General features: G+C 71.9%; 19 protein-coding genes. 9 read left to right on the top strand and 10 right to left on the bottom strand.

Annotated elements, in window-relative coordinates:
• Positions 1-42: 42 nt before the first annotated feature.
• Positions 43-1,452 (bottom strand): class II fumarate hydratase, encoded by a 1,410-nt coding sequence (locus ACZ66S_RS06615; RefSeq protein ID WP_469900115.1) that lies wholly within the window; start codon positions 1,450-1,452, stop codon positions 43-45.
• A gap of 777 nt (positions 1,453-2,229) precedes the next feature.
• On the bottom strand, positions 2,230-3,897 hold the full coding sequence (locus tag ACZ66S_RS06610; protein WP_469900114.1) for a fumarate hydratase: 1,668 nt from the start codon (positions 3,895-3,897) through the stop codon (positions 2,230-2,232).
• A 167-nt stretch (positions 3,898-4,064) separates the two neighbouring features.
• On the opposite strand from ACZ66S_RS06610, the gene ACZ66S_RS06605 reads away from it, so the two are divergent.
• Together ACZ66S_RS06605 and ACZ66S_RS06600 are read left to right on the top strand one after the other, a co-directional pair.
• A complete protein-coding gene (locus ACZ66S_RS06605; protein WP_469900113.1) occupies positions 4,065-4,781 on the top strand; it encodes a DUF1707 SHOCT-like domain-containing protein in 717 nt (238 codons plus the stop codon).
• Positions 4,782-4,953: 172 nt separating this feature from the next.
• Complete coding sequence (locus tag ACZ66S_RS06600; RefSeq protein WP_469900112.1) at positions 4,954-5,328, top strand: WhiB family transcriptional regulator; 375 nt, start codon at positions 4,954-4,956, stop codon at positions 5,326-5,328.
• A 138-nt stretch (positions 5,329-5,466) separates the two neighbouring features.
• Here the strand turns inward: ACZ66S_RS06600 and glpX are convergent, their stop codons facing one another.
• Positions 5,467-6,501, bottom strand: a complete 1,035-nt coding sequence (glpX, locus tag ACZ66S_RS06595) for a class II fructose-bisphosphatase (RefSeq protein ID WP_120051096.1) — start codon at positions 6,499-6,501, stop codon at positions 5,467-5,469.
• Between the two features lie 127 nt (positions 6,502-6,628).
• Between glpX and ACZ66S_RS06590 the strand changes: the two genes are divergently transcribed.
• A complete protein-coding gene (locus ACZ66S_RS06590) occupies positions 6,629-7,150 on the top strand; it encodes a DUF4245 domain-containing protein (RefSeq protein WP_469900111.1) in 522 nt (173 codons plus the stop codon).
• A 76-nt stretch (positions 7,151-7,226) separates the two neighbouring features.
• On the opposite strand, the gene ACZ66S_RS06585 is transcribed toward ACZ66S_RS06590, so the two are convergent.
• The 4 genes from ACZ66S_RS06585 to ACZ66S_RS06570 all read right to left on the bottom strand — a co-directional run bounded on the left by ACZ66S_RS06585 (position 7,227) and on the right by ACZ66S_RS06570 (position 11,543).
• Positions 7,227-7,817, bottom strand: coding sequence for a malonic semialdehyde reductase (locus ACZ66S_RS06585; RefSeq protein WP_469900110.1), 591 nt, complete (start codon positions 7,815-7,817; stop codon positions 7,227-7,229).
• A gap of 155 nt (positions 7,818-7,972) precedes the next feature.
• Positions 7,973-8,206: an exodeoxyribonuclease VII small subunit gene (locus ACZ66S_RS06580; RefSeq protein ID WP_031042033.1), complete on the bottom strand. Its 234-nt coding sequence runs from the start codon at positions 8,204-8,206 to the stop codon at positions 7,973-7,975.
• A 9-nt stretch (positions 8,207-8,215) separates the two neighbouring features.
• Positions 8,216-9,424: an exodeoxyribonuclease VII large subunit gene (gene xseA / locus ACZ66S_RS06575; RefSeq protein ID WP_469900108.1), complete on the bottom strand. Its 1,209-nt coding sequence runs from the start codon at positions 9,422-9,424 to the stop codon at positions 8,216-8,218.
• 760 nt (positions 9,425-10,184) lie between these two features.
• Positions 10,185-11,543, bottom strand: coding sequence for an APC family permease (locus tag ACZ66S_RS06570; protein WP_469900107.1), 1,359 nt, complete (start codon positions 11,541-11,543; stop codon positions 10,185-10,187).
• A 107-nt stretch (positions 11,544-11,650) separates the two neighbouring features.
• On the opposite strand from ACZ66S_RS06570, the gene ACZ66S_RS06565 reads away from it, so the two are divergent.
• Both ACZ66S_RS06565 and ppgK read left to right on the top strand, forming a co-directional pair.
• The gene (locus ACZ66S_RS06565) at positions 11,651-12,661 is read left to right on the top strand and encodes a 4-hydroxy-3-methylbut-2-enyl diphosphate reductase (protein ID WP_469900106.1); all 1,011 of its coding nucleotides are present in this window, start codon (positions 11,651-11,653) and stop codon (positions 12,659-12,661) included.
• A 29-nt stretch (positions 12,662-12,690) separates the two neighbouring features.
• Positions 12,691-13,434 (top strand): polyphosphate--glucose phosphotransferase, encoded by a 744-nt coding sequence (gene ppgK / locus ACZ66S_RS06560; RefSeq protein ID WP_469900104.1) that lies wholly within the window; start codon positions 12,691-12,693, stop codon positions 13,432-13,434.
• A gap of 90 nt (positions 13,435-13,524) precedes the next feature.
• Here the strand turns inward: ppgK and ACZ66S_RS06555 are convergent, their stop codons facing one another.
• Positions 13,525-14,061: a DUF6542 domain-containing protein gene (locus ACZ66S_RS06555; protein WP_469900103.1), complete on the bottom strand. Its 537-nt coding sequence runs from the start codon at positions 14,059-14,061 to the stop codon at positions 13,525-13,527.
• 177 nt (positions 14,062-14,238) lie between these two features.
• On the opposite strand from ACZ66S_RS06555, the gene ychF reads away from it, so the two are divergent.
• Positions 14,239-15,327: a redox-regulated ATPase YchF gene (gene ychF / locus ACZ66S_RS06550; RefSeq protein WP_469900102.1), complete on the top strand. Its 1,089-nt coding sequence runs from the start codon at positions 14,239-14,241 to the stop codon at positions 15,325-15,327.
• A 76-nt stretch (positions 15,328-15,403) separates the two neighbouring features.
• Entirely contained in the window at positions 15,404-17,581 is a 2,178-nt protein-coding gene (locus ACZ66S_RS06545) for a DEAD/DEAH box helicase (RefSeq protein WP_469900101.1), read from the top strand.
• Positions 17,582-17,629: 48 nt separating this feature from the next.
• On the opposite strand, the gene ACZ66S_RS06540 is transcribed toward ACZ66S_RS06545, so the two are convergent.
• Entirely contained in the window at positions 17,630-18,547 is a 918-nt protein-coding gene (locus ACZ66S_RS06540; protein WP_469900100.1) for a LysR family transcriptional regulator, read from the bottom strand.
• Between the two features lie 87 nt (positions 18,548-18,634).
• Between ACZ66S_RS06540 and ACZ66S_RS06535 the strand changes: the two genes are divergently transcribed.
• Entirely contained in the window at positions 18,635-19,465 is an 831-nt protein-coding gene (locus tag ACZ66S_RS06535; RefSeq protein WP_469900098.1) for an oxidoreductase, read from the top strand.
• Positions 19,466-19,475: 10 nt separating this feature from the next.
• Here ACZ66S_RS06535 and ACZ66S_RS06530 read toward each other — a convergent pair whose 3' ends face one another.
• Positions 19,476-20,651, bottom strand: a complete 1,176-nt coding sequence (locus tag ACZ66S_RS06530) for a serpin family protein (protein WP_469900097.1) — start codon at positions 20,649-20,651, stop codon at positions 19,476-19,478.
• Between the two features lie 84 nt (positions 20,652-20,735).
• Between ACZ66S_RS06530 and ACZ66S_RS06525 the strand changes: the two genes are divergently transcribed.
• Positions 20,736-21,965, top strand: a complete 1,230-nt coding sequence (locus tag ACZ66S_RS06525; RefSeq protein WP_469900095.1) for a DUF4190 domain-containing protein — start codon at positions 20,736-20,738, stop codon at positions 21,963-21,965.
• Positions 21,966-22,079: the final 114 nt, after the last annotated feature.

Raw genomic sequence — 22,079 nt, 5'->3', positions numbered from 1 at the left:
CGCTGCGGTACGCGTCACGGTTCACGCCGGGGACGGGAAAGGTTACGGCCGTGTCATCCGCAGGACATCGAGTGCCTGGTCGAGCTGTTCGGCCGTCAGGTCGCCCCGCTCGACGTATCCGCCCTCCAGCACGACCTGGCGGATCGTCTTCTGCTCCGCGAGGGCCTTCTTGGCCACCTTGGCGGCCTCCTCGTACCCGATGTACTTGTTGAGCGGGGTGACCACGGAGGGCGAGGACTCGGCGTACTCCCGGGCGCGTTCGCGGTGGGCGACGATGCCGTCGACGGTCCGGTCGGCGAGCAGCCGGGAGACGTTGGCGAGCAGCCGGATCGACTCCAGGACGTTCTTCGCGATGACCGGCAGCATGACGTTGAGCTCGAAGTTGCCGGCCGCGCCGGCGGTGGCGACGGTGGCGTCGTTGCCGATGACCTGGGCCGCGACCATCAGCACGGCCTCCGGGATCACCGGGTTGACCTTGCCGGGCATGATCGACGAGCCGGGCTGGAGGTCGGGGAGCGAGATCTCGGCCAGCCCCGTCCTGGGCCCGGAGGACATCCACCGCAGATCGTTGGCGATCTTCGTCAGCCCGACGGCGATGGTCCTGAGCTGCCCGCTGGTCTCGACGATCCCGTCCCGGGCGCCCTGGGCCTCGAAGTGGTCCCGCGCCTCGGTGAGCGGCAGCCCGGTGGTGCGGGCGACCTCCTCGATCACGGCGGCGGAGAAACCGGGCGGGGTGTTGATGCCGGTGCCGACGGCGGTGCCGCCCAGCGGCAGCTCGGCGAGTCGGGGCAGGGAGGCGGTGAGGCGCTCGACGCCGTACCTGATCTGCGCCGCGTACCCGCCGAACTCCTGACCCAGGGTCACCGGCGTGGCGTCCATCAGATGGGTCCGCCCCGACTTCACGACGTCGGCGAACTCCTCGGACTTACGGGTGAGGGCGTCGGCGAGGTGGTCGAGCGCGGGGATGAGATCCCGGGTCACGGCGGCGGTGGCGGCGATGTGGATGGAGGAGGGGAAGACATCGTTGGACGACTGGGAGGCGTTGACGTGGTCGTTGGGGTGCACGTCACGGCCGGCGCCGAGCCGCTCGCCCGCCAGGGTCGCGATGACCTCGTTGGTGTTCATGTTGGACGAGGTGCCGGACCCCGTCTGGAACACGTCGATCGGGAAGTGCGCGTCCCAGTCGCCGCGGGCCACCTCGTCGGCGGCCTCCTGGATGGCCTCGGCGATGTCCTTGTCGAGCACGTTCAGCCGCGCGTTCACCTTCGCGGCGGCCCCCTTGATGCGGGCCAGCGCCTCGATGTGCGCCCGCTCGATCCGCTGCCCCGAGACGGGGAAGTTCTCCACGGCCCGCTGGGTCTGCGCCCGCCACTTGGCGTCCGCCGGCACCCGGACCTCGCCCATGGAGTCGTGCTCGATACGGAACGCCTGTTCCTGCTGCTCGTCGGCCACTGCCGATCACCTCCGCCTAGCTCAGCGTCTGCCCCCGTGACACCTATTCCTGCCGCACCCACCCCCAGGACACACGGCCCACCGGCACCAGAGTGCCCAACCCACCGACCCCGAAGCCCCCGCCCGGCCGGGACCGCCCCGCGGATCACACCGGGCGACGGCGGACCGTGCCGCTCGTGCCGGGCGGGCAGGCCGGGGGCCGAGCGGTGTCTGTACGGTGGCGCTGACCTGCTCGTGCCGGGCGGGCAGGCCGGGGGCCGAACGGCGGGCACGGCGCGGTGACGTCGGCTTCTCGTGCCGAGCGGCGGGCGCGGCACACCTGGCGTCGACCTGCTCGTGACGGGCACGCGAGATCGCCGTACCCGGTGCGGTCAACGGCCAGACCTCCGGCGACGGCCCCAGGAACCTCGCCGCCCTCAGTCGGCCGCTTCCCGAAGACGGTCGCGTACGTCGACGACGCGGCCTGCGCGCTCGGGAGGCCGGAAGCCCGACGGCCGGCATTGGGCGGCGGCGCCGATCCGATGGCACATCGAGGAAGGGGACCCCTCCGCTCCAGATTCCTCTGGGTCGACACCAGCACCGGGCCGGCCCCCACCGCGGGGTCGAAGGGGCGGCAGCCCCTGGGGATGGGACGGGCAGGGGCTGCGGGGGCGAGATCCACACCCCCTCAGCCACCGAGGGCACGAGCCGGCCCAGGCCCCCGACAGGAGCCGCCGCAGGAACGGAAACGAAGCGGCGGCGGAGCCGAGACACGACCCCGCCGCCGTCCCTATGCCGCTATGCCAACCCAGCCCCCCGAACCGGAATCGACGTGAACGTCGGAGACGGGGACGGGTCCTGGAAGAAATCGTTGCCCTTGTCGTCGACCACGATGAACGCCGGGAAGTCCTCGACCTCGATCTTCCAGACGGCCTCCATGCCGAGCTCCTCGTACTCGACGACCTCGACCTTCTTGATGCAGTCCTGGGCGAGCCGCGCGGCGGGACCGCCGATGGAGCCGAGGTAGAAGCCGCCGTGCGCATCGCACGCGTCGGTGACCTGCTTGCTGCGGTTGCCCTTGGCCAGCATCACCTTGGAGCCGCCCGCCGCCTGGAACTGCTCGACGTAGGAGTCCATGCGGCCGGCCGTGGTCGGACCGAAGGAACCCGACGCGTACCCCTCGGGCGTCTTCGCCGGACCGGCGTAGTACACCGGGTGGTCCTTCAGGTACTGCGGCATCTCCTCGCCCGCGTCGAGCCGCTCCTTGATCTTGGCGTGCGCGATGTCACGCGCGACCACGAGCGGACCGGTCAGCGAGAGCCGCGTCTTGACCGGGTACTTGGTGAGCTCCGCGAGGATGTCGTCCATCGGCTGGTTGAGGTCGATCCGCACGACGTCGCCGTCGGAGTCGAGGTGCTCGTCGGTCGTCTCCGGCAGGAACCGCGCCGGGTCCGTCTCCAACTGCTCCAGGAACACGCCCTCGGCGGTGATCTTCGCGACGGCCTGGCGGTCGGCCGAGCAGGAGACGGCGATCGCGACCGGGCAGGACGCGCCGTGCCGCGGCAGCCGCACCACACGCACGTCGTGGCAGAAGTACTTGCCGCCGAACTGCGCCCCGATCCCGATCTTCTGCGTCAGCTCGAAGACCTTCTCCTCCAGCTCCTTGTCCCGGAAGCCGTGCCCGAGCTCCGAGCCCTCGGCCGGGATCTCGTCCAGGTAGTGCGCGGAGGCGTACTTGGCGGTCTTCAGCGCGTACTCGGCGGACGTACCGCCGACCACGATCGCCAGGTGGTACGGCGGGCAGGCGGCCGTACCGAGCGAACGGATCTTCTCCTCCAGGAACTTCATCATGGAGGCCTCGTTCAGGACGGCCTTCGTCTCCTGGTACAGGAAGGACTTGTTGGCCGAGCCGCCGCCCTTCGCCATGAACAGGAACTTGTACGCGCCGCCGTCGGTGGCGTACAGCTCGATCTGCGCGGGCAGGTTCGAGCCGGTGTTCTTCTCGTCCCACATGGTCAGCGGGGCCATCTGCGAGTACCGCAGGTTGAGGTTCAGGTACGCGTCGTAGATGCCGCGCGACAGGGCTTCCTCGTCGCCGCCGGACGTCAGCACGTTCTGCCCGCGCTTGCCCATGACGATCGCCGTGCCGGTGTCCTGGCACATCGGCAGCACGCCCGCCGCCGCGATGTTCGCGTTCTTCAGCAGGTCCAGCGCCACGAACTTGTCGTTGCCGGACGCCTCCGGGTCGTCGATGATCCGCCGCAGTTGGGCGAGGTGCGCCGGCCGCAGGTAGTGCTGGATGTCGTGGATGGCCTCCGCGGCGAGCCGGCGCAGCGCCTCCGGCTCCACCTTGAGGAAGGTCCGCCCGTCGGCCTCGAAGGTGGAGACACCCTCGGAGGTCACCAGCCGATACGGGGTGGTGTCCTCTCCCATGGGGAGCAGATCGGTGTACGCGAACTCAGGCATCTCAGCCCATTCCTCACTCTGCGGGTCGACCACCCGCCTCCGTTGGCGGGCCTCACCAGCGTAGAACCTGTCCAAGGACGGAAGGTTGTGAGGTAAGGCTCAGTCGGCGGGCCAAGAGTTGTCCACAGCCCTAGTCGCGATCTATCGCGTTTGGGTACGCTGCTGCCGTGGACCTTCAGAAGCCGGACCTCCAGAAGCACGCGGGCCCCGCCCCCGCGGTGGCCGACCTGCGTGCCTCGGACGCCGACCGCGACCGTATCGCCGACATCCTGCGCGAGGCACTCGCCGAGGGCCGCCTCACCGCCGACGAGCACGCCGAGCGGGTCGAGGGGGTGCTGAGCGCCAAGACGGTCGGCGAGCTGGAGGTCTTCATACGGGACCTGCCCGCGGCCCACGAGCGCCGTGACGCCCCCGCCTGGACCCCGGCCCCCAACCGCCCGACCGACGCGATCCCCCCGGACCCCGACGACAACGTGGTGGCGGTCTTCAGCGCCGCCGTCCGCAAGGGCCGCTGGCGCGCGGGCCGCCGCATCCACGCCTACGCGGTCTTCGGCAGCGTCGAGATAGACCTCAGCGAGGCGATCTTCGAGTACCGCCAGGTCGTCATCAAGGCGTTCTCGGTCTTCGGCAGCGTCGAGGTCCGCGTCCCGGAGAACGTCTCGCTGCGCGGCACCGGCGTCGGTGTCCTCGGCGACTTCCAGGTGGACACGCTCGACTCGCCGGAGGTGGACGCACCCGTGGTGTACGTCGACGGCTGGGCGGTCCTCGGCAGCGTCGACGCGAAGCCCAGGCGCGGCAAGCTCATCGCGGACATTCTCGACCGGGTTCAGCGCGCGGTCGATCGCAAGGTCGACAGGAGTTTGCGCAGACACCTGGACCGTTGACGGTGGTGAATCCGGGAGGCTCCGAGACGGCGCGATCCGCCCCGCCCGCTCCCGGAAGCGCCCGCGGACGCCCGGAATCCAGCGGTTGGGGACTCAGTGCATAGGCGCGCGCACAGCGGGTAGGGCTTGCTGCATCGTCGCTCGCTCGCGAAGCCGTCGTCAGGAGTTGACCGTGCTGCAACCGCCGCATTCGTCCCTGCAGGTAGCTGCCGTTCCGGCCCAGCGGGTGCCAGTGCGGGACAGGGACCAAGACGCTCCATGGCACACCGAGGCGGTGTGCCGGCGCGACGAGGCCGGCCTGTTCTTCGCTCCGTCCAAGGAACCCACCGCCGCCCGGCTCTCCCGCGAGGAGGCCGCGAAGCGCGTCTGCGCACGCTGTCCGGTCATGGTCGAGTGCCGCGAACACGCCCTGCTCCAGCCCGAGCCCTACGGCGTCTGGGGCGGCCTCACCGCGGCGGAGCGCCGCGTGGTCCTGGCCCGGCGCCGGCGCCGCGACCTGGAGCTCAGCCAGGCCACGAGGGCGGCCCGCATAGCCCAGGCGGGCTGACACCCGTACAGCGAAAGGCGCCCCCTCCGCACCGGGGGCGCCTTTGGACCTGGGCTGGTGGAACCTGCTCAGGGACGCGGGGAGCTGCGCGACAGGCCGCAGCGCACCCGCACCCGCCCGTGCTCCGCACGCATCGAGCTACTTGGCGCGGTCGAAGTCGATCGCGCTGTAGGCCCGCAGCTTGCTCAGCCGGTGCTCCGAGTCGATCCTGCGCACCGTCCCCGACTTCGACCGCATCACGATCGAGTCGGTCGTCGCCGTCTCCGACCGGTAGCGCACGCCCCGCAGGAGCTCGCCGTCGGTGATGCCGGTGGCCACGAAGAACACGTTCTCCCCGGACACCAGGTCGTCGGTCGTCAGCACCCGGTCCAGGTCGTGACCGGCGTCGATGGCCCGGGCCCGCTCCTCGTCGTCCTTCGGCCACAGCTTGCCCTGGATCGTGCCGCCGAGGCACTTCACGGCACAGGCCGAGATGATCCCCTCGGGCGTGCCGCCGATGCCCAGCAGCATGTCGACGCCGGTGCCCTCGCGCAGCGCGTAGATCGAGCCGGCCACGTCACCGTCGGAGATCAGCTTGATCCGCGCTCCCGCCTCCCGGATCTCCTTGATGATCCCCTCGTGCCGGGGCCGGTCGAGGATGACGACGGTCACGTCCTCCGGGGTGGAGCGCTTGGCCTTGGCGACCCGCCGGATGTTCACGGAGACCGGCGCGTCGATGTCGACGAAGTCCGCGGCCTCGGGGCCGGTGACCAGCTTGTCCATGTAGAACACGGCGGACGGGTCGAACATCGAGCCCCGGTCGGCCGCGGCCAGCACCGCGATCGCGTTCGGCATGCCCTTGGCCGTCAGCGTGGTGCCGTCGATCGGGTCGACGGCGATGTCGCACTCGGGGCCGGTCCCGTCGCCCACGCGCTCTCCGTTGAAGAGCATCGGGGCCTCGTCCTTCTCGCCCTCGCCGATGACGACCACGCCGTTCATCGACACGGTGGAGACCAGGGACCGCATGGCGCGCACGGCGGCGCCGTCGGCGCCGTTCTTCTCGCCCCGCCCGACCCAGCGGCCCGCGGCCATCGCGGCGGCTTCGGTCACCCGGACGAGTTCCAGGGCGAGGTTGCGGTCGGGGGCCTCGGAGGGGACTTCGAGTTCGGACGGCAGATGATGATGCTCGGTCATCGGAGCGCACCTTTCTGATACGACGACGGCCGGATGAGGGTTCGACCGTCGACTCTATCGTCAGTCCGACAAAATGAGCAGGGGACCCCACGGATGAGCGGGCCGGGCACCTGCGACGATAGGGGGCGTGGCAGGTTCGAAGGGCAAGCAGAAGACGGTCCGGGACATGATTCTGTCCCTGGGCCTCATCGGGATCGCGGCGGCGGTCATCTACGTGTTCATCCCGCACGACGACTCCGCTCCGGACATCAAGAAGGTCGACTACCGCGTCGAGCTGCTCACCGCCCGCCGCGCGGCCTCCTATCCGGTGGCGGCGCCGGAGGGCCTGCCGGCCGACTGGAAGGCGACCTCGGTGCGCTTCCGGGGCGACCGGTTCGACGCCTGGCACCTGGGCTTCAACGCCCCCGGTGGTGAGTACGTGCAGATCGAGCAGTCGACTCAGAAGGCGTCGGACTTCATCGACGAGGCGAGCCAGGGCGGCGAGGCGACCAAGCAGACCCGCGAGATCGCGGGCCGCACCTGGACGCGGTACACGGGGGGCCGGTACGACGCCCTCGTGCACCAGGGCGACGGGGCGACGACGGTGGTCGCGGGCACGGGATCGCTGGCCCAGCTCACCGAGATGGCGAAGTCCCTCAGGACGGCGTGACATGACGGCGTGACATGACGACGGGAGGGGCCCGGCCGCCAGGCGGCCGGGCCCCTCCCGTGTGTGGTCAGCCGCCTCAGACGGTGGTGACGACGTCCTCGTACGCCAGGCGCGGGGAGCGCGGGAACCAGGCGTCCTCGCCCGGCTTGCCGATGTTGACGACCATCAGCGGGGTGTGGTCGTCGTCCAGGAACTCCTTGCGGACGCCCTCGAAGTCCAGGCCGGTCATCGGGCCGGCGGCGAGACCCGCGGCGCGGATGCCGATGATGAAGTACGCGGCCTGGAGGGCGGCGTTCAGGTTGGCGCTGCCCTCACGCGTCGCGCGCTCGCCGAAGAAGAGGTCCTTGGCCTGCGGGAAGTGCGGGAAGAGCTGCGGCAGCTCCTCGTGGAACTCGTTGTCCGCGGAGAGGATCGCGACCAGCGGGGCGGCGGCGGTCTTCTTCTGGTTGCCCTCGGCCATGTGCTGCACGAGGCGCTCGCGGGCCTCGGGGGAGCGGACCAGGGTGACGCGCAGCGGCGACTGGTTCATGGAGGTGGGGCCGTACTTGACCAGGTCGTAGATCGCCTGGATCTGCTCGTCGGTCACCGGCTCGTCGGTGAAGGTGTTCGCGGTGCGGGCCTCGCGGAACAGCAGGTCCTGGGCGGCGGGGTCAAGAACGAGAGACATGGGGAAACCTTCTCGGGATGTACATTGGTCCCGTAAACGGACCGTGGACCGGTTGACGTCTCCGACCGTACGCCTATGAAGTTCAATCTTCAACCAAAAACGGGGCGTGGTGATCCGCTTCACAGATCACCAGGCCCCAGGGCTTGAGGACGCCGCTACTCGGAGTCGCCCTCGCCGTCCTCCGACTCCTCCGCCAGAGCCGCGTCGAGGCGCGCCCGCGCCCCGTCCAGCCACCGCCGGCACACCTTGGCCAGCTCCTCGCCCCGCTCCCAGAGCGCCAGGGACTCCTCGAGTGTCGTGCCGCCCGCCTCCAGCCGCCGCACGACCTCGATCAGCTCGTCCCGCGCCTGCTCGTACCCGAGCGCCTCTTCCGCCACCTTGCTGGTCATCCGCCCACCCTACGCATCGACTCGGACAGTGAACTCACCCTCGGCGACCCGCGCCCGCAGGGTCTCCTGCGCCGCCACCTCGTCCGGCCCCCGCACCACGTGTCCGTCGGCCTTCTGCAGGACGGCGTACCCGCGCTGGAGGGTCGCGGCGGGGGAGAGGGCCACCACGCGCGCGCGGGTGTGCGTCAGCTCGGAGTCGGCCCGGTCCAGCAGGTGCCCCAAGGTGCGGCGGGCACGGTCGGTCAGGGAGGCCACATGGTCGGCGCGCTCGTCGATCATCCGGTGCGGATCCTCTATCGACGGCCGCGCGAGCGCGTGCGCGAGGCCCCGCTCCTCCCGCTGGAGGAAGGACCCGACGCACCGCCGCGCGCGGTCCCGCAGCGCCCGCACCCGTTCGTACTCCTCGCCCACGTCCGGTACGACCTTCTTGGCCGCGTCGGTGGGTGTGGAGGCCCGCAGGTCGGCGACGTAGTCGAGCAGCGGGTTGTCCGGTTCGTGCCCGATCGCCGAGACCACGGGCGTACGGCAGGACGCGACCGCCCGCACCAACTGCTCGTCGGAGAACGGCAGCAGGTCCTCCACGCTGCCCCCGCCGCGCGCCACGACGATCACGTCCACGTCGTCCTGCGCGTCGAGCTCCTTGACCGCCTGCACGACCTGCGGGACGGCGTGCACCCCCTGCACCGGGACGTTGCGCACCTCGAAGCGGACAGCGGGCCAGCGGTGCCGGGCGTTCTCCAGGACGTCCCGCTCGGCGGCCGAGGCACGGCCGCAGACCAGGCCGATGAGCTGCGGCAGGAACGGCAGCGGCTTCTTGCGCTCCGGCGCGAACAGCCCCTCCGCGGCGAGGGACTTCTTCAACGCCTCCAGCCGGGCCAGCAGCTCACCGACCCCGACCGGCCTTATCGCGGTGGCCCGCAGCGAGAGCTGGCCCCGCGGCGCGTACCACTCCGGTTTCGCGAGTACGACGACCCGGGCGCCCTCGCCGACGACATCGGCCACGTCGTCGAAGACCTGGCGGAAGCAGGTCACGCTCACCGAGATGTCGTGCGACGGATCGCGCAGCGTGAGGAACACGACCCCCGCGCCCGGACGCCGGGAGAGCTGGGTGATCTGCCCCTCGACCCACACGGCGCCGAGCCGGTCGATCCAGCCGCCGATGAGGCGCGACACCTCGCCGACGGGCAGGGGCGTTTCGGGGGTCGAGTTCACAGCCATGCCGCGAGCGTAACGGCCCCATACGACAACGCCCCGTCACCGACCGACCCCCGCGACCGGAGGCCCCCGCGGACCCGGCCGGTTATCGTCCGCGCTGGGCGACCAGCACCCCGAGCCGGTCGCCTCCGCGGCCCCTGCGACCGGCGGCACCCCCCCGGATCCGGCCGGTTTTCGTCCGCGCTGGGCCATCAGCACTCCGAGCCGGTGGCCTCCGCCGCTCCGCGATCGGCGGTACCCCCCGGATCGGGCCGGTTTCGTCCGTGCTGGGCGATCGGCACCCGGGCCGGTGGCCCCGTCGCCCCCGCGACCGGCGGCAACCCCTCCGGACGCGCCCGGCTACCGACCGCGCTGGGCGATCAGCACTCCGAGCCGGTTGCCTCCGCTGCCCCGTGACCGGCAGCAGCCCCCGGATCGGGCCTGGTTATCGTCCGCGCTGGGCGATCGGCACCCCGGGCCGGTCGCCTCCGGCCCCCCGCGACCGGCGGCACCCCCCCCGGCCCCGGCCGGTTATCGACCGCGCTGGGCGACGGGCACCCTGAGCCGGTCGCCTCCGTCGCCCCCGCGGCTGGCGGCACCCCCGGATCCAGCCGGTTGTCGTCCGCGCTGGGCGACCCGCACCCCGAGCCGATCGCCTCCGCCGCCCCTGCGACCCGCGGCACCCCCGGATCCGGCCTGTTTTCGTCCGCGTGGGGCGATCAGCACTCCAAGTCGGTCGCCTCCGCCGCCCCCGCGACCGGCAGCAGCCCCGGCCCCCGGCCGGCTACCGACCGCGTTGGGCGACCAGCACCCCGAGCCCCGCCGCCAACCACACCGCGCCCACCACCTGCGCCGCCCCCGACGCCTCCACGATCACCGCCACGGTGATCGCCGCTCCGAGGGTCGGGGCCAGGACGTGCCGCCACCAGATCACCGGACCGCCGCGTCGGCGGACCGCGAACCAGCCCACCACGCTCGCGTGCAGGAGCGTGAAGGCCGTCAGGGCGCCGATGTCGACCACGGACACCAGGTGGTCCATGCCGTCGTCCCGGCGGGCCGCCCACACCGCGGCGACCAGGGTGACGGCGGCCGCGGACAGCAGAGCCACGCGCGGCACGCCGGAGTCCGTCCTCGCCAGCGCGCGCGGCAGACGCCGGTCGCGGCCCATCGCGAACAGCAGCCGCCCGGCCGCCGCCTGTCCCGCCAGCGCCGCGAAGGCCGCGCCGATCGCCTTGCTGACGGCCACCAGGTCGTGCAGCCAGGTGCCGACCGCGGAGTCGACGGCGTCGTAGAAGGCCGAGCCCTGCCTGGCCGGCTGCGCCGCGAACTCGGCCGAGGTCGTCGGGTCCAGAAGGGCCACCAGGTAGGTCTGCGCCACGAACAGCAGGCCCGCCAGTGCCAGGCAGAACAGCACCGCGCGGGCGACCTTCTCCGAACCGCCGGTGACCTCCTCCGCGAAGGAGGCGATCGCGTCGAAGCCCAGGTACGACAGGACGGCGACGGAGACCGCGCCGAGCACCGCCGACAGCGCGAACGCGCCCTGGGTGCCGTCCCCGGACAGCGGGGACAGCCAGCCGCGTTCGGCGCCGTCCCGCGCGAGGACGACGACCGCGGACACCACGAAGACCAGCAGGACCACGATCTCCAGGGCCAGCACCAGGAAGCCCACCCGGGCCGCCGCCCGCACGCCCCACAGGTTCAGCAGCGTCGTGACGACCACCGCCAGCGCCGTCCACACCCAGCGCGAGATCTCCGGGACCAGCGCGTTCATCGCGATGCCGGAGAACAGGTAGGCCACGGCCGGGATGAGCAGGTAGTCCAGCATCGCCATCCAGCCCGCCACGAAACCGGCCCGCCGGCCGAGTCCCGCGCGCGCGTAGGCGAACACCGACCCCGCCAGGGGGACGACCCGCACCATCTGGGCGTAGCTGAACGCGGTGAACGCCATCGCCACGGTCGCGACCACGTAGACGAGGGCGACCGCCCCGTGCGACCTGGCGTCCAGGGTGCCGTAGACGCCGACCGGGGCCATGGGGGCGATGAACAGCAGCCCGTAGACCACGAGGTCCCGGAAGCCGAGGCTGCGGCGCAGGCCGCCCGCGCCCTCCTCGGTCGTACGGTCCGCCGTGCCGGTCCCGGACATCGCGCCTCCGCCTGCTCCTCGTCCGTCCCGCCCGTCACCTCTCCCGGCCAGTCTCATCGGGACGGTCACGGGCACGCGATCTTTGACCGGCCGAACGCGGCCGTACGATGGGACGCATGACCGCTTCGCCTGGCCGCCGTGTCCTGCTCGCCGCCCCCCGTGGCTACTGCGCGGGTGTGGACCGCGCCGTGATCGCCGTCGAGAAAGCCCTGGAGCAGTACGGCGCTCCGGTGTACGTCCGGCACGAGATCGTCCACAACAAGTACGTCGTACAGACCCTGGAGAAGAAGGGCGCCATCTTCGTCGAGCGCACGGAGGAGGTCCCGCCGGGCAACATCGTCATGTTCTCGGCGCACGGCGTCGCCCCCGTCGTCCACGAGGAGGCCGCGCGCGGCAAGCTCGCCACCATCGACGCGACCTGCCCGCTGGTCACCAAGGTCCACAAGGAAGCCGTCCGCTTCGCCAACGAGGACTACGACATCCTCCTGATCGGTCACGAGGGCCACGAGGAGGTCATCGGCACCTCCGGCGAGGCCCCCGACCACATCACCCTCGTCGACGGCCCCGCGGACGTCGCCAAGGTCGAGGTCCGCGACGAGTCGAAGGTCGTCTGGCTCTCCCAGACCACCCTCTCCGTGGACGAGACCATGGAGACCGTCGACGCCCTCAAGGAGAAGTTCCCGCAGCTCATCTCGCCGCCCAGCGACGACATCTGCTACGCCACGCAGAACCGTCAGCTCGCCGTGAAGCAGATGGGCGCCGAGGCCGAACTGGTCATCGTGGTCGGCTCCCGCAACTCCTCCAACTCCAAGCGGCTCGTCGAGGTCGCCAAGCTGGCCGGCTCCCGCGAGGCCTACCTCGTGGACTTCGCCCGCGAGATCGACGAGGCCTGGCTGGAGGGCGTGACCACGGTCGGCGTGACCTCGGGCGCCTCGGTGCCGGAGGTGCTCGTCGAGGAGGTCCTGGAGTGGCTGGCGCAGCGCGGCTACGGCGACGTGGAACTCGTGAAGGCGGCCGAGGAGTCCATCACCTTCTCCCTGCCGAAGGAGCTGCGGCGCGACCTGCGCGAGGAAGCCGCGGCGCTGGTCGCGGAGCGCAAGGGGACCTCGGAGGCGTGACTGTCCGTCGTCCGTCGTAACGTAGGGCCATGCAGATCTTCGGCTTGGACATCGGCGGATCCGGGATCAAGGGCGCCCCTGTGGACCTGGACAAGGGCGACCTGGCGCAGGAGCGTCACAAAGTGCTCACCCCGCACCCGGCCACGCCCGACGGCGTGGCCGACGGGGTGAAGCAGGTCGTGGACCACTTCGGCTGGACCGGCCCGGTCGGGCTCACCTTCCCGGGCGTCGTCACCGGCGGATCCCACATCCGTACGGCGGCCAATGTCGACAAGAGCTGGATCGACACCGACGCGCGCGCGTTGTTCAGCGACCGGCTCGGCGGACTGCCGGTGACCGTGGTCAACGACGCGGACGCGGCGGGTGTCGCCGAGATGAGCTTCGGGGCCGGCAAGGACCGCAAGGGCACCGTCATCCTGCTCACCCTGGGCACCGGCATCGGCAGCGCGGTCTTCGTCGACGGCGTCCTCGTCCCCAACACCGAGCTGGGCCACCTGGAGCTGCACGGCCACGACGCCGAGAAGAAGGCCTCCAGCAAGGCCAGGGAGGACGAGGAGCTGACCTGGGAGCACTGGGCCCACCGCGTCCAGAAGTACCTCGCCCATGTCGAGATGCTCTTCTCGCCCGAGCTGTTCATCATCGGCGGCGGCGTCAGCCGCAAGTCGCAGAAGTTCCTGCCCCACATCGAGGGCATCAAGGCCGAGATCGTCCCGGCGCAGTTGCAGAACAACGCGGGGATCGTGGGGGCGGCGATGCGGGCGGCCCAGCAGTAGCGGAGCCGGCGGGGCACCGGGCCCGCGGCGCCGGTGCCGCCCCCGACCGTACGACGGACCGGGAACCGCTCGTTCCGCCGTCGGCCCGGGTCAGGGCCGGCGCGAGCGGTCCCGTACCAGGCGGACCCTGCGGACCAGTGCGACGAGGCCGGCGGCCAGCGTGCCGGCGTAGAGCCAGCCCGCCTGCGTGGCCAGTGCCGTGAACAGGCCCATCAGCCGACCCGAGGTGCCGCCGCCGCTGTCGGCGACCGGGAGGAGCCCGACGGCGAAGGCGATCGGCACGACGATCGGGGCGGTCAGCAGATCCCCCCGGCGCATCCACACCGCGGTCAGCACGCTGACCGGCACGAACAGCACGCCGTACGGCGTCAGCGCCGAGCCGAACAGCACCGAGACCAGACAGCCGAGCAGGAACATCAGACCGCCGCAGAACAGGCCCCCGCCGAGCCCGGTGAGCCGGGGGTTGGGCAGCCGCCGCAGCGTCCGCACCACGGGGGGCGGCGGGCGGCGGGCCACCGGTGGCCGTCGCTCGCCGCGGGCCTGCGCGGGCAGCGGCGCTCCTTGGGGTCCTCCTTGGGCCGGGCGGCGTGTTCCGTTGCGCGGGGGGCTGGTCCTGTGTTGCTCCACTGGACCAACCTAGGTCTGTTTATGTGTCGAATCGGTCCTCGGACACGCCGTGGGAAAGACCTTGGCCATGCGTTCGAGAGGGCCGCCGGTGCGTGCCGCGACACGCCGTAGACTGGTGGATCGGCCCCCTGGCCGCCAGTCTCCTCACGTCTCCTCTCACGTACGGGAAGTCGCAACGTGTCGCTCACGATCGGAATCGTCGGTCTGCCGAATGTCGGCAAGTCGACCCTGTTCAACGCCCTGACCAAGAACGACGTGCTGGCGGCCAACTACCCGTTCGCCACGATCGAGCCGAACGTCGGCGTGGTCGGCGTCCCGGACCCGCGCCTGACGAAACTGGCCGAGATCTTCTCCTCCCAGAAGGTCCTTCCGGCGACCGTCGACTTCGTGGACATCGCGGGCATCGTGAAGGGCGCCTCCGAGGGCGAGGGGCTGGGCAACAAGTTCCTCGCGAACATCCGTGAGTCGGACGCGATCTGCCAGGTCATCCGCGCCTTCAAGGACGAGAACGTCGTCCACGTCGACGGCAAGGTCTCGCCCAGGGACGACATCGAGACGATCAACACCGAGCTGATCCTCGCCGACCTCCAGACCATCGAGAAGGTCCTGCCCCGCCTCCAGAAGGAGTCGCGGATCAAGAAGGACATCGCGCCGAAGGTCAAGGCCGTCGAGGAGGCCAAGGAGATCCTGGAGAAGGGCGACACCCTCTTCTCCGCCGGCATCGTCCAGGGTTCGGGCAACGAGGAGCTGCTGCACGACCTGCACCTGCTGACCACGAAGCCGTTCCTGTACGTCTTCAACGTCGACGAGGACGAGCTGGTCGACGAGTCCTTCAAGGACGAGCAGCGCGCCCTGGTCGCCCCCGCCGAGGCGATCTTCCTCAACGCCAAGCTGGAGGCGGACCTCGCCGAGCTCGACGAGGAGGACGCGATGGAGCTCCTGGAGTCGGTCGGCGCCGAGGAGCCCGGCCTGGCCACCCTCGCCCGCGTCGGCTTCGACACCCTCGGCCTCCAGACCTACCTCACGGCAGGCCCCAAGGAGTCCCGCGCCTGGACCATCAAGAAGGGCGCCACGGCCCCCGAGGCGGCCGGCGTGATCCACACCGACTTCCAGAAGGGCTTCATCAAGGCGGAGGTCATCTCCTTCGACGACCTGGTGGAGACCGGCTCGGTGGCCGAGGCCCGCGCGAAGGGGAAGGCCCGCATGGAGGGCAAGGACTACGTCATGCAGGACGGGGACGTCGTGGAGTTCCGCTTCAACGTCTGACGAGCAGTCAGAAACCTGTGTCCGACCGCTTCCCGGCGGGTCGGGCACAGGTTTCTTTCGATGGAGGGGCGGGAGCGTGGGGCGTGTCGAGCGGGGCGTCGTCGCGAGGGGAGCGCGGCTGTTCGAGGCGGCCCGTGCGGTGGTCGCCGACCATGACAGGGCAGCGGAAGCGGTGCGCGCGGCCCTGCGGCCGATCCACGACGCCGAGGTGAAGCGGGAGCTCGACGCCATCCCCGTGGCCCGGTTGCAGGACGTCACCGGAGGGCGGCTGCGGCTGGGGAGCGTCGAGAAGAGCGGACTGCGCACGGTCGGCGCCGTCCTCGAAGCAGGGCCCTACCGGTTGCGCCAGATCCCCGGCGTCGGGCAGCGCACGGTCGACCAGATGCTCGCGGCCGCCCGCCGGCTCTCCGAGGCCGCGCACGAGACCGTGGCCGTCCACATCGACGTGGAGAAGCCGGAACCGAGCACCACCGCCCTCGTCACGGCCCTGCACGTCCTAGTGGAGGCCGGCCCGGACGCCCGGCGCGCGGTCGACCGGGCCACCGCCCTCACGGCACGGCTCGGACCGCTGCTCGCCGACGCCAGGCTCGCCGTCGGACGCCTCAGGATGCTGCTGGCGAGCCAGGAGAAGAAGGCCCGCGCGGCGGCAGCGGTCACAGCGGTCCAGTCGCTGGTGGACGAGGCGGAGAAGGCGGGCCTGCCCGGGCTGCTCGCCCAGGCATCGGTGGACCTGCTCCGGGCGCCCCCGTCCGACATCGCGGCCTGGGTGGACTTCGAGCTGCGCTCAGCCGAGTACTACAGCCTGCTCGCCGAGATCTCGGGGCGGCAGCCGGACACGGCCGCCGCCGAGGGCTTCCTGCCGGACGCGATCGCCGAGCGGGTGCGGACCCAGCACCTCGACGACTCGCTCCGGCGGGTCTCCCTGCGCGGCTACCAGGCGTTCGGCGCGCGGTTCGCGCTCGCGCAGCGCAAGGTGATGCTCGGCGACGAGATGGGACTGGGCAAGACCATCCAGGCGATCGCCGTGCTGGCCCACCTGGCCGCCGGGGGACAGAGCCACTTCATGGTGGTCTGCCCGGCGAGCGTGCTCGTGAACTGGACACGGGAGATCGAGGCCCGCAGCGCCCTGCGGGTCACCGTGCTCCACGGCCCCGACCGGCACCACGCGTTCGCCGACTGGCGGGAGCGGGGCGGGGTCGGGGTGACCACCTTCGACGCCCTGCGCGGCTTCCCCGCCCCCGCCCCGGACGACGGGGAGGTCGGACTGCTCGTGGTGGACGAGGCGCAGTCCGTGAAGAACCCGAAGGCCAAGCGGTCCCAGGCGGTCGCCCTGTGGGCCGGGCGGTGCGGACGCACCCTCCTCATGACCGGGACCCCCATGGAGAACAGGGTCGCGGAGTTCCACAACCTGGTCCGGATGCTCGACGGAGACCTCGCGGACTCCCTCGGCGAGCGGGACGCGCTGGCCGGATCGGTCGCCTTCCGCAAGGCCGTGGCCCCGGTCTACCTGCGGCGCAACCAGGAGGACGTGCTGACGGAACTCCCCAGCCTCCAGCACACCGACCAGTGGGAGGAACTGAGCGCGTCGGACGAGGAGGCGTACCGGGAGGCCGTGCGCGCGGGCAACTTCATGGCGATGCGCCGGGCCGCCTACCTGCGCCCCGAGAAGTCGGCCAAGCTGGACCGGCTCCGGGAGATCGTCCGGGAGGCCGGGGAGAACGGGCAGAAGACGGTGGTCTTCTCCCACTTCAAGGACGTCCTGGGCGTGGTGGAGGAAGCGCTCGGGGCCGACGGCGCCCACCTGTTCGGCCCGGTCACCGGAGGCGTCCCGGCCGGGCGGCGGCAGCGGATCGTCGACGACTTCGCCGCCGTGCCGGGCCCCGCGGTGCTCGTGGCGCAGATCCAGGCCGCGGGCGTCGGCCTCAACATGCAGGCCGCCTCGGTGATCGTCCTGTGCGAACCGCAGATCAAGCCGACCATCGAGCACCAGGCGGTGGCCCGCGCCCACCGCATGGGCCAGGTCAGACCGGTCCGGGTCTACCGCCTCCTCGCCACCGGGGGCGTCGACGAACGCCTGGTGAAGCTGCTGGAGACCAAGACCCGCCTCTTCGACGCCTACGCCCGCCGCAGCGCCGTGGCCGAGGCCACCCCGGACGCGATCGACATCTCGGACACCGAACTGGCCCGCCGGATCGTCGAGGAGGAACAGGAACGACTGGGCGTGCGGGACGCGAGACTCACGACGGCGGAGTGATCCCGGCTCGGTCGCGGAGCGGCTCCGAACGCCGACGGCCGCACCCCGTCAGACCTCCTGTGCCCCCGCCACGGACCGACAGGCCGCCGCATACCCCCGCACCAGCGGCCGTGCCTCGTCCTCCCTGCGCCAGGCCAGCACGTACCTGCTCGGGCTCAGCCCCCGCACCGGACGGGTGACCACCCCGCCGAGGGTGATCAGGGGGGCGTTCCCCGAGGCCACCAGGCAGATGCCCAGGCCGGCCACGAGGGCCTCGTACGTCTCCTCGGTGCCCGCGATCTCCGCGCCGATGCGGGGCGGGCGGCCGGCCCGTTCGTCGAGGGCGAGCCAGAAGTCGCGCAGCGGGCCCGCGCTCGGCGGCAGGGCGAGGAACGGCTCCTCGGCCAGGTCGGCGAAGTCCACCTCCGCGCGGGCGGCGAGCGGGTGGCCGTCGGGGAGGGCGACCAGACGGGGCTCCTCGGCGACCACGGTCCAGCCGTAGCGCTCCTCGTCGGGCAGCGGCAGCCACACGAACGCGACCTCCGTCCCGCCGTCCGCCAGACCCGCGGTCGGGTCCTGCCAGCCCATCTGCCGCAGCCGTACGACCGCCTCCGGATGCGCGGCCGTGAAGCGGGAGCGGATCGCCGGGAGCAGGCCGCCGCGGCCGGGGCTGGTGCTCATCCCCACCACCAGCGTGCCGCGCCCCGCGGCCCGGGCCCTCGCCATCGCGGTGTCCGCCGCGGACCAGGCCGCCAGCACCTGCCGGGCGTGCGGCAGCAGGGTCTCACCCGCCTCGGTGAGCATCACGCCCCGCGGGTCGCGCCGGAACAGCTCCACGCCCAACTGCCGCTCCAGCGCCCGGATCTGCTTGCTCAGCGCGGGCTGCGACACGTAGAGCCGCTCCGCGGCGCGCGTGAAGTGCAGCTCCTCGGCCACCGCCAGGAAGTAGCGCAGATCCCGTACATGCACGTCGGTCGTCATAGCCATCGGTTATCACCGTGGGTCTTGGACGGGCAACCGGCCCGCGCAGCAGGCTGGTCGGCGACACGGACGGTGGGACCACGAGGAGTCGTCATGAACAAGGTGTGGCTGATCACGGGCGCGAGCAGCGGGTTCGGGCGGGCGATCGCCGAGGCGGCCCTGGCCGACGGCGATGTCGTGGTGGGTGCGGCCCGCAGGCCCGAGGGGCTGGACGACCTGGTGGCCGCCCACCCCGACCAGATGGAGGCGCTGCGCCTGGACGTGACCGACACGGCCGCCGCGGAGGCCGCCGTACGGGACGTGCTGGCCCGGCACGGCCGCATCGACGTGCTGGTCAACAACGCGGGCCGCACCCACGTCGGCGCCTTCGAGGAGACCACCGAGGCCGAACTGCGCGACCTGTTCGACCTGCATGTCTTCGGGCCGGCGGCACTCACCAGGGCGGTGCTGCCCTCGATGCGCGAGCGGCGCGCGGGGGCGATCGTGCAGATGAGCAGCATGGGCGGGCAGATGTCCTTCGCGGGCTTCTCGGCCTACAGCGGGACGAAGTTCGCCCTGGAGGGTCTGTCCGAGGGACTCGCCGACGAGGTGCGGGAGTTCGGCATCAAGGTGCTGATCGTGGAGCCGGGTTCGTTCCGCACCTCGCTGTTCGAAGCGAGCCGTGCCGGGGCCAGCGCCGACAGCGGGATCTACGCCAAGGTGAGCGAGACCCGCGGGTTCGTCTCCGGCGGCGACGGCACCCAGGCCGGCGACCCCGCGAAGGCGGCCGCCCTGATCCGCGCCGCCCTCGACGCCGAACGGACCCCGCTGCGGCTGCCCCTCGGCGACGACGCGGTGACCGCGGTGCTCGACCACCTCGACGGCGTACGGGCCGACGTCGCCGCCTGGGAGAAGAGCACGCGGGCCACGGGTTTCGACGACTGAGACCGGCGCGTCACCGCGGCTCGTCCACCCACCCCGCGGCCAGCACCAGCCGTGTCTCTCGGTGGACGGCGAGAAAGCCGAAGGGGCGGTCGAAGGCGGCCGTGACCACGGTCGAGGTGTACCGGGGCGGGGGCGGCGGCGCTCCCCCCGGTGCCGCCGCGACCGCCGTCACCGCGGCCGCCTCGAAGCCGAGCGCGTCGAAGCGGGCCAGGACGGACTGCCGCGCGGAGCCCACGGCGAGCGGCGAGGCGCTGATGCCGGGGAAGTGCCCCTGCCCCGCGTCCCGCGCCGAGGTGAGGCCGAACAGCCCGTGCAGCTCCAGGAGATCGTGGTGCGCCCGCACCTCGAACGCGGCCGTCGTCACCTCCAGCGTCGGCTGCTCGGGCCTGGCGCACGGCCGCTCCTCCACCCGCAGCCCCGGCCCCGCGGGCCCGTGCGGAAGCGACGACCCCCGTACGACGGGACGCGTGCCGTCGAGCGCGGCCGTCCCCGCCGCCAGCACCTGACCGGGCGTCAAGTGCTCGTCCCCGAGCAGGAGATGGACGTCCACGCCGTTGTCGCCGCGCACCTTCGCCTCGGTGACCCGGCCCTCGGGGGCGGCCACCACGCCGATCCGGTCCAGCCGTACGCTCCTGCGGTGCAGGCCGCGCAGGGTCCGGCCCTGCCAGGGGCCCGCGGCGGGCCGTAGCGGACGCGCCTCGAAGGGCCGCAGCCAGGTGGTCCGCAGGGCCAGCGCGCTCGCCAGCACCAGGTCGGTGCCATCCCGCACCTCCACCGGCATCCGCTCGACCAGACCGTCGGTCCGTTTCGCGGCCCAGGCGTCCATCTCCCGCTGGTCGAGAGCGGGATCGCCGGTGAGCACGCCGTGCGCGTCGGCGGGCAGGCCGGCCCGCCACTCCTCGCGCGGCTCCAGCGTCCGGCTCGTCCACAGTCCGAGCGCCGCGTCCAGCGCCTGCGTCTCGGCCAGTTCCGCGAGCAACTCCCGTGCCGCCGCTGCCGCTTGCTCCGCGGGCACGCCGAGCGCCCGCGCGAGTTCCGCCCGTGCCGGACCCCGTGCCCCGTCGGCCAGGAAGGCCAGCAGCGGCCACACCCCGGCGGCCGAGAACACGGTCCCCGCGGAGCACACCCCCGCCCACCGTGCCGTAAGTCCGTTCACCGCCTGGGTCGTCCCACCCGTGATCGGCATTCCACCCCCGCCCACCCCGCGCATACCATGCGCCCTGTCGTACGTCAGTTCCCCACCACTGCCTGAACCAGGAGCACGGAACCCGTGTCCATACCCCCGCCCCCTGGGCCCCACCAGCCCGACCCCGCCCAGGGGCCGTCCCCGGCCCCGGACCCGTACGGGCCGCCGCCGCAGGGACAGCAGCCGTATGGGCAGCAGTACGGGCAACCCTATGGCCCGCCGTACCAGACCTGGGGACAGGGCTACAGCCCCTACGCCCGCCCCTCCTCCGTCAACGGCCTCGCCGTGGCCTCCCTGGTGCTCGGCGTCCTGTGCTGCTTCCCGGCCGTGGGCCTGGTGCTCGGAGTCGTCGCGCTCGCGCAGATCAGGAAGAAGGGCCAGTCCGGCAAGGGGCTGGCGATCGCCGGGTCGATCCTGTCCTCGCTCGGGTTCGCCCTGTGGGTGACCGCGCTCGCCACCGGCGGGCTCTCCGAGGCCTGGGACGGGTTCAAGAAGGGCGCGACGCAGGGCACCGCCTTCTCCGTGGCGAAGGGCCAGTGCTTCGACGCGCCGGGCGGATCACTCGAAGGCCTGACCTACGACGTCGTCGCGGTGTCCTGCGCGGGTGAGCACGACGGCGAGGTGTTCGGCGAGTTCAGGATGACGGGCTCCACCTTCCCCGGGGACAGCGCGGTCTCCGCGGCCGCCGACGCGAAGTGCTACCCGCTCCAGGACACCTACGCCATGGACACCTGGGCGCTGCCCGAGGACGTCGACGTGTACTACTTCGGCCCGACCCGGCAGAGCTGGCGCCTCGGCGACCGCGAGGTCACCTGCATCTTCGGCAACACCGACGACAACGCGACCCTGACCGGCTCGCTGCGCGCCGACGAGACCACGCTCGACACCTACCAGGTCGCTCTCCTCAAGTCCCTCAACAGCCTCGACTCCGTGCTGTGGGAGGAGCCCGAGGACTACCCGGAGGACGACCTGCCCGGCTACCTGGACTGGTCGCGGGACGTCCACGACGGCCTCGACGAGCAGATCGGGGCGCTGCGCGCGCAGTCCTGGCCGACCGGGGCGGACAAGCAGGTCGCGGCCCTGGTGAAGGACATGGAGGACGCGCGCGACGAGTGGGCGAAGGCGGTGGACGCGGCTGAGGACGACGACGTGGACGCCTTCTACATCCACTACGACAAGGGCTACGAGTACGTCGACGGCCCCAGCACGGTCACCGCACGCAAGGCTCTGGGGCTGGCCACGAAGCGGCCGACGTACGACGAGGAGGGCGGCGAGGACAGCGAGGAGTCGAGCGGTGGCGAACTCAATGTGTGATCGCCGCCATAGCGGGGAGAAAGTGCCTGCGTAAAGCCCACCACCGGCACATGTCATCACATCGAGTGATTCTCTGGCCTTTGCTTGCATGGGCCAACCCACGGTTGCCACGCT

The sequence above is a fragment of the Streptomyces sp. NPDC107471 genome (genome assembly GCF_055582845.1).
This window is presented reverse-complemented; position numbering and strand designations above follow the sequence as displayed.

Bases quoted from the DNA above. Each gene is read 5' to 3' on its own strand.
- ACZ66S_RS06585 (WP_469900110.1), bottom strand. From the start codon at position 7,817: ATGTCTCTCGTTCTTGACCCCGCCGCCCAGGACCTGCTGTTCCGCGAG.
- ACZ66S_RS06570 (WP_469900107.1), bottom strand. From the start codon at position 11,543: ATGTCCGGGACCGGCACGGCGGACCGTACGACCGAGGAGGGCGCGGGC.
- xseA (WP_469900108.1), bottom strand. From the start codon at position 9,424: ATGGCTGTGAACTCGACCCCCGAAACGCCCCTGCCCGTCGGCGAGGTG.
- ACZ66S_RS06565 (WP_469900106.1), top strand. From the start codon at position 11,651: ATGGGACGCATGACCGCTTCGCCTGGCCGCCGTGTCCTGCTCGCCGCC.
- ACZ66S_RS06540 (WP_469900100.1), bottom strand. From the start codon at position 18,547: ATGGCTATGACGACCGACGTGCATGTACGGGATCTGCGCTACTTCCTG.
- glpX (WP_120051096.1), bottom strand. From the start codon at position 6,501: ATGACCGAGCATCATCATCTGCCGTCCGAACTCGAAGTCCCCTCCGAG.
- ACZ66S_RS06580 (WP_031042033.1), bottom strand. From the start codon at position 8,206: ATGACCAGCAAGGTGGCGGAAGAGGCGCTCGGGTACGAGCAGGCGCGG.
- ppgK (WP_469900104.1), top strand. From the start codon at position 12,691: ATGCAGATCTTCGGCTTGGACATCGGCGGATCCGGGATCAAGGGCGCC.
- ACZ66S_RS06610 (WP_469900114.1), bottom strand. From the start codon at position 3,897: ATGCCTGAGTTCGCGTACACCGATCTGCTCCCCATGGGAGAGGACACC.
- ACZ66S_RS06535 (WP_469900098.1), top strand. From the start codon at position 18,635: ATGAACAAGGTGTGGCTGATCACGGGCGCGAGCAGCGGGTTCGGGCGG.
- ACZ66S_RS06530 (WP_469900097.1), bottom strand. From the start codon at position 20,651: ATGCCGATCACGGGTGGGACGACCCAGGCGGTGAACGGACTTACGGCA.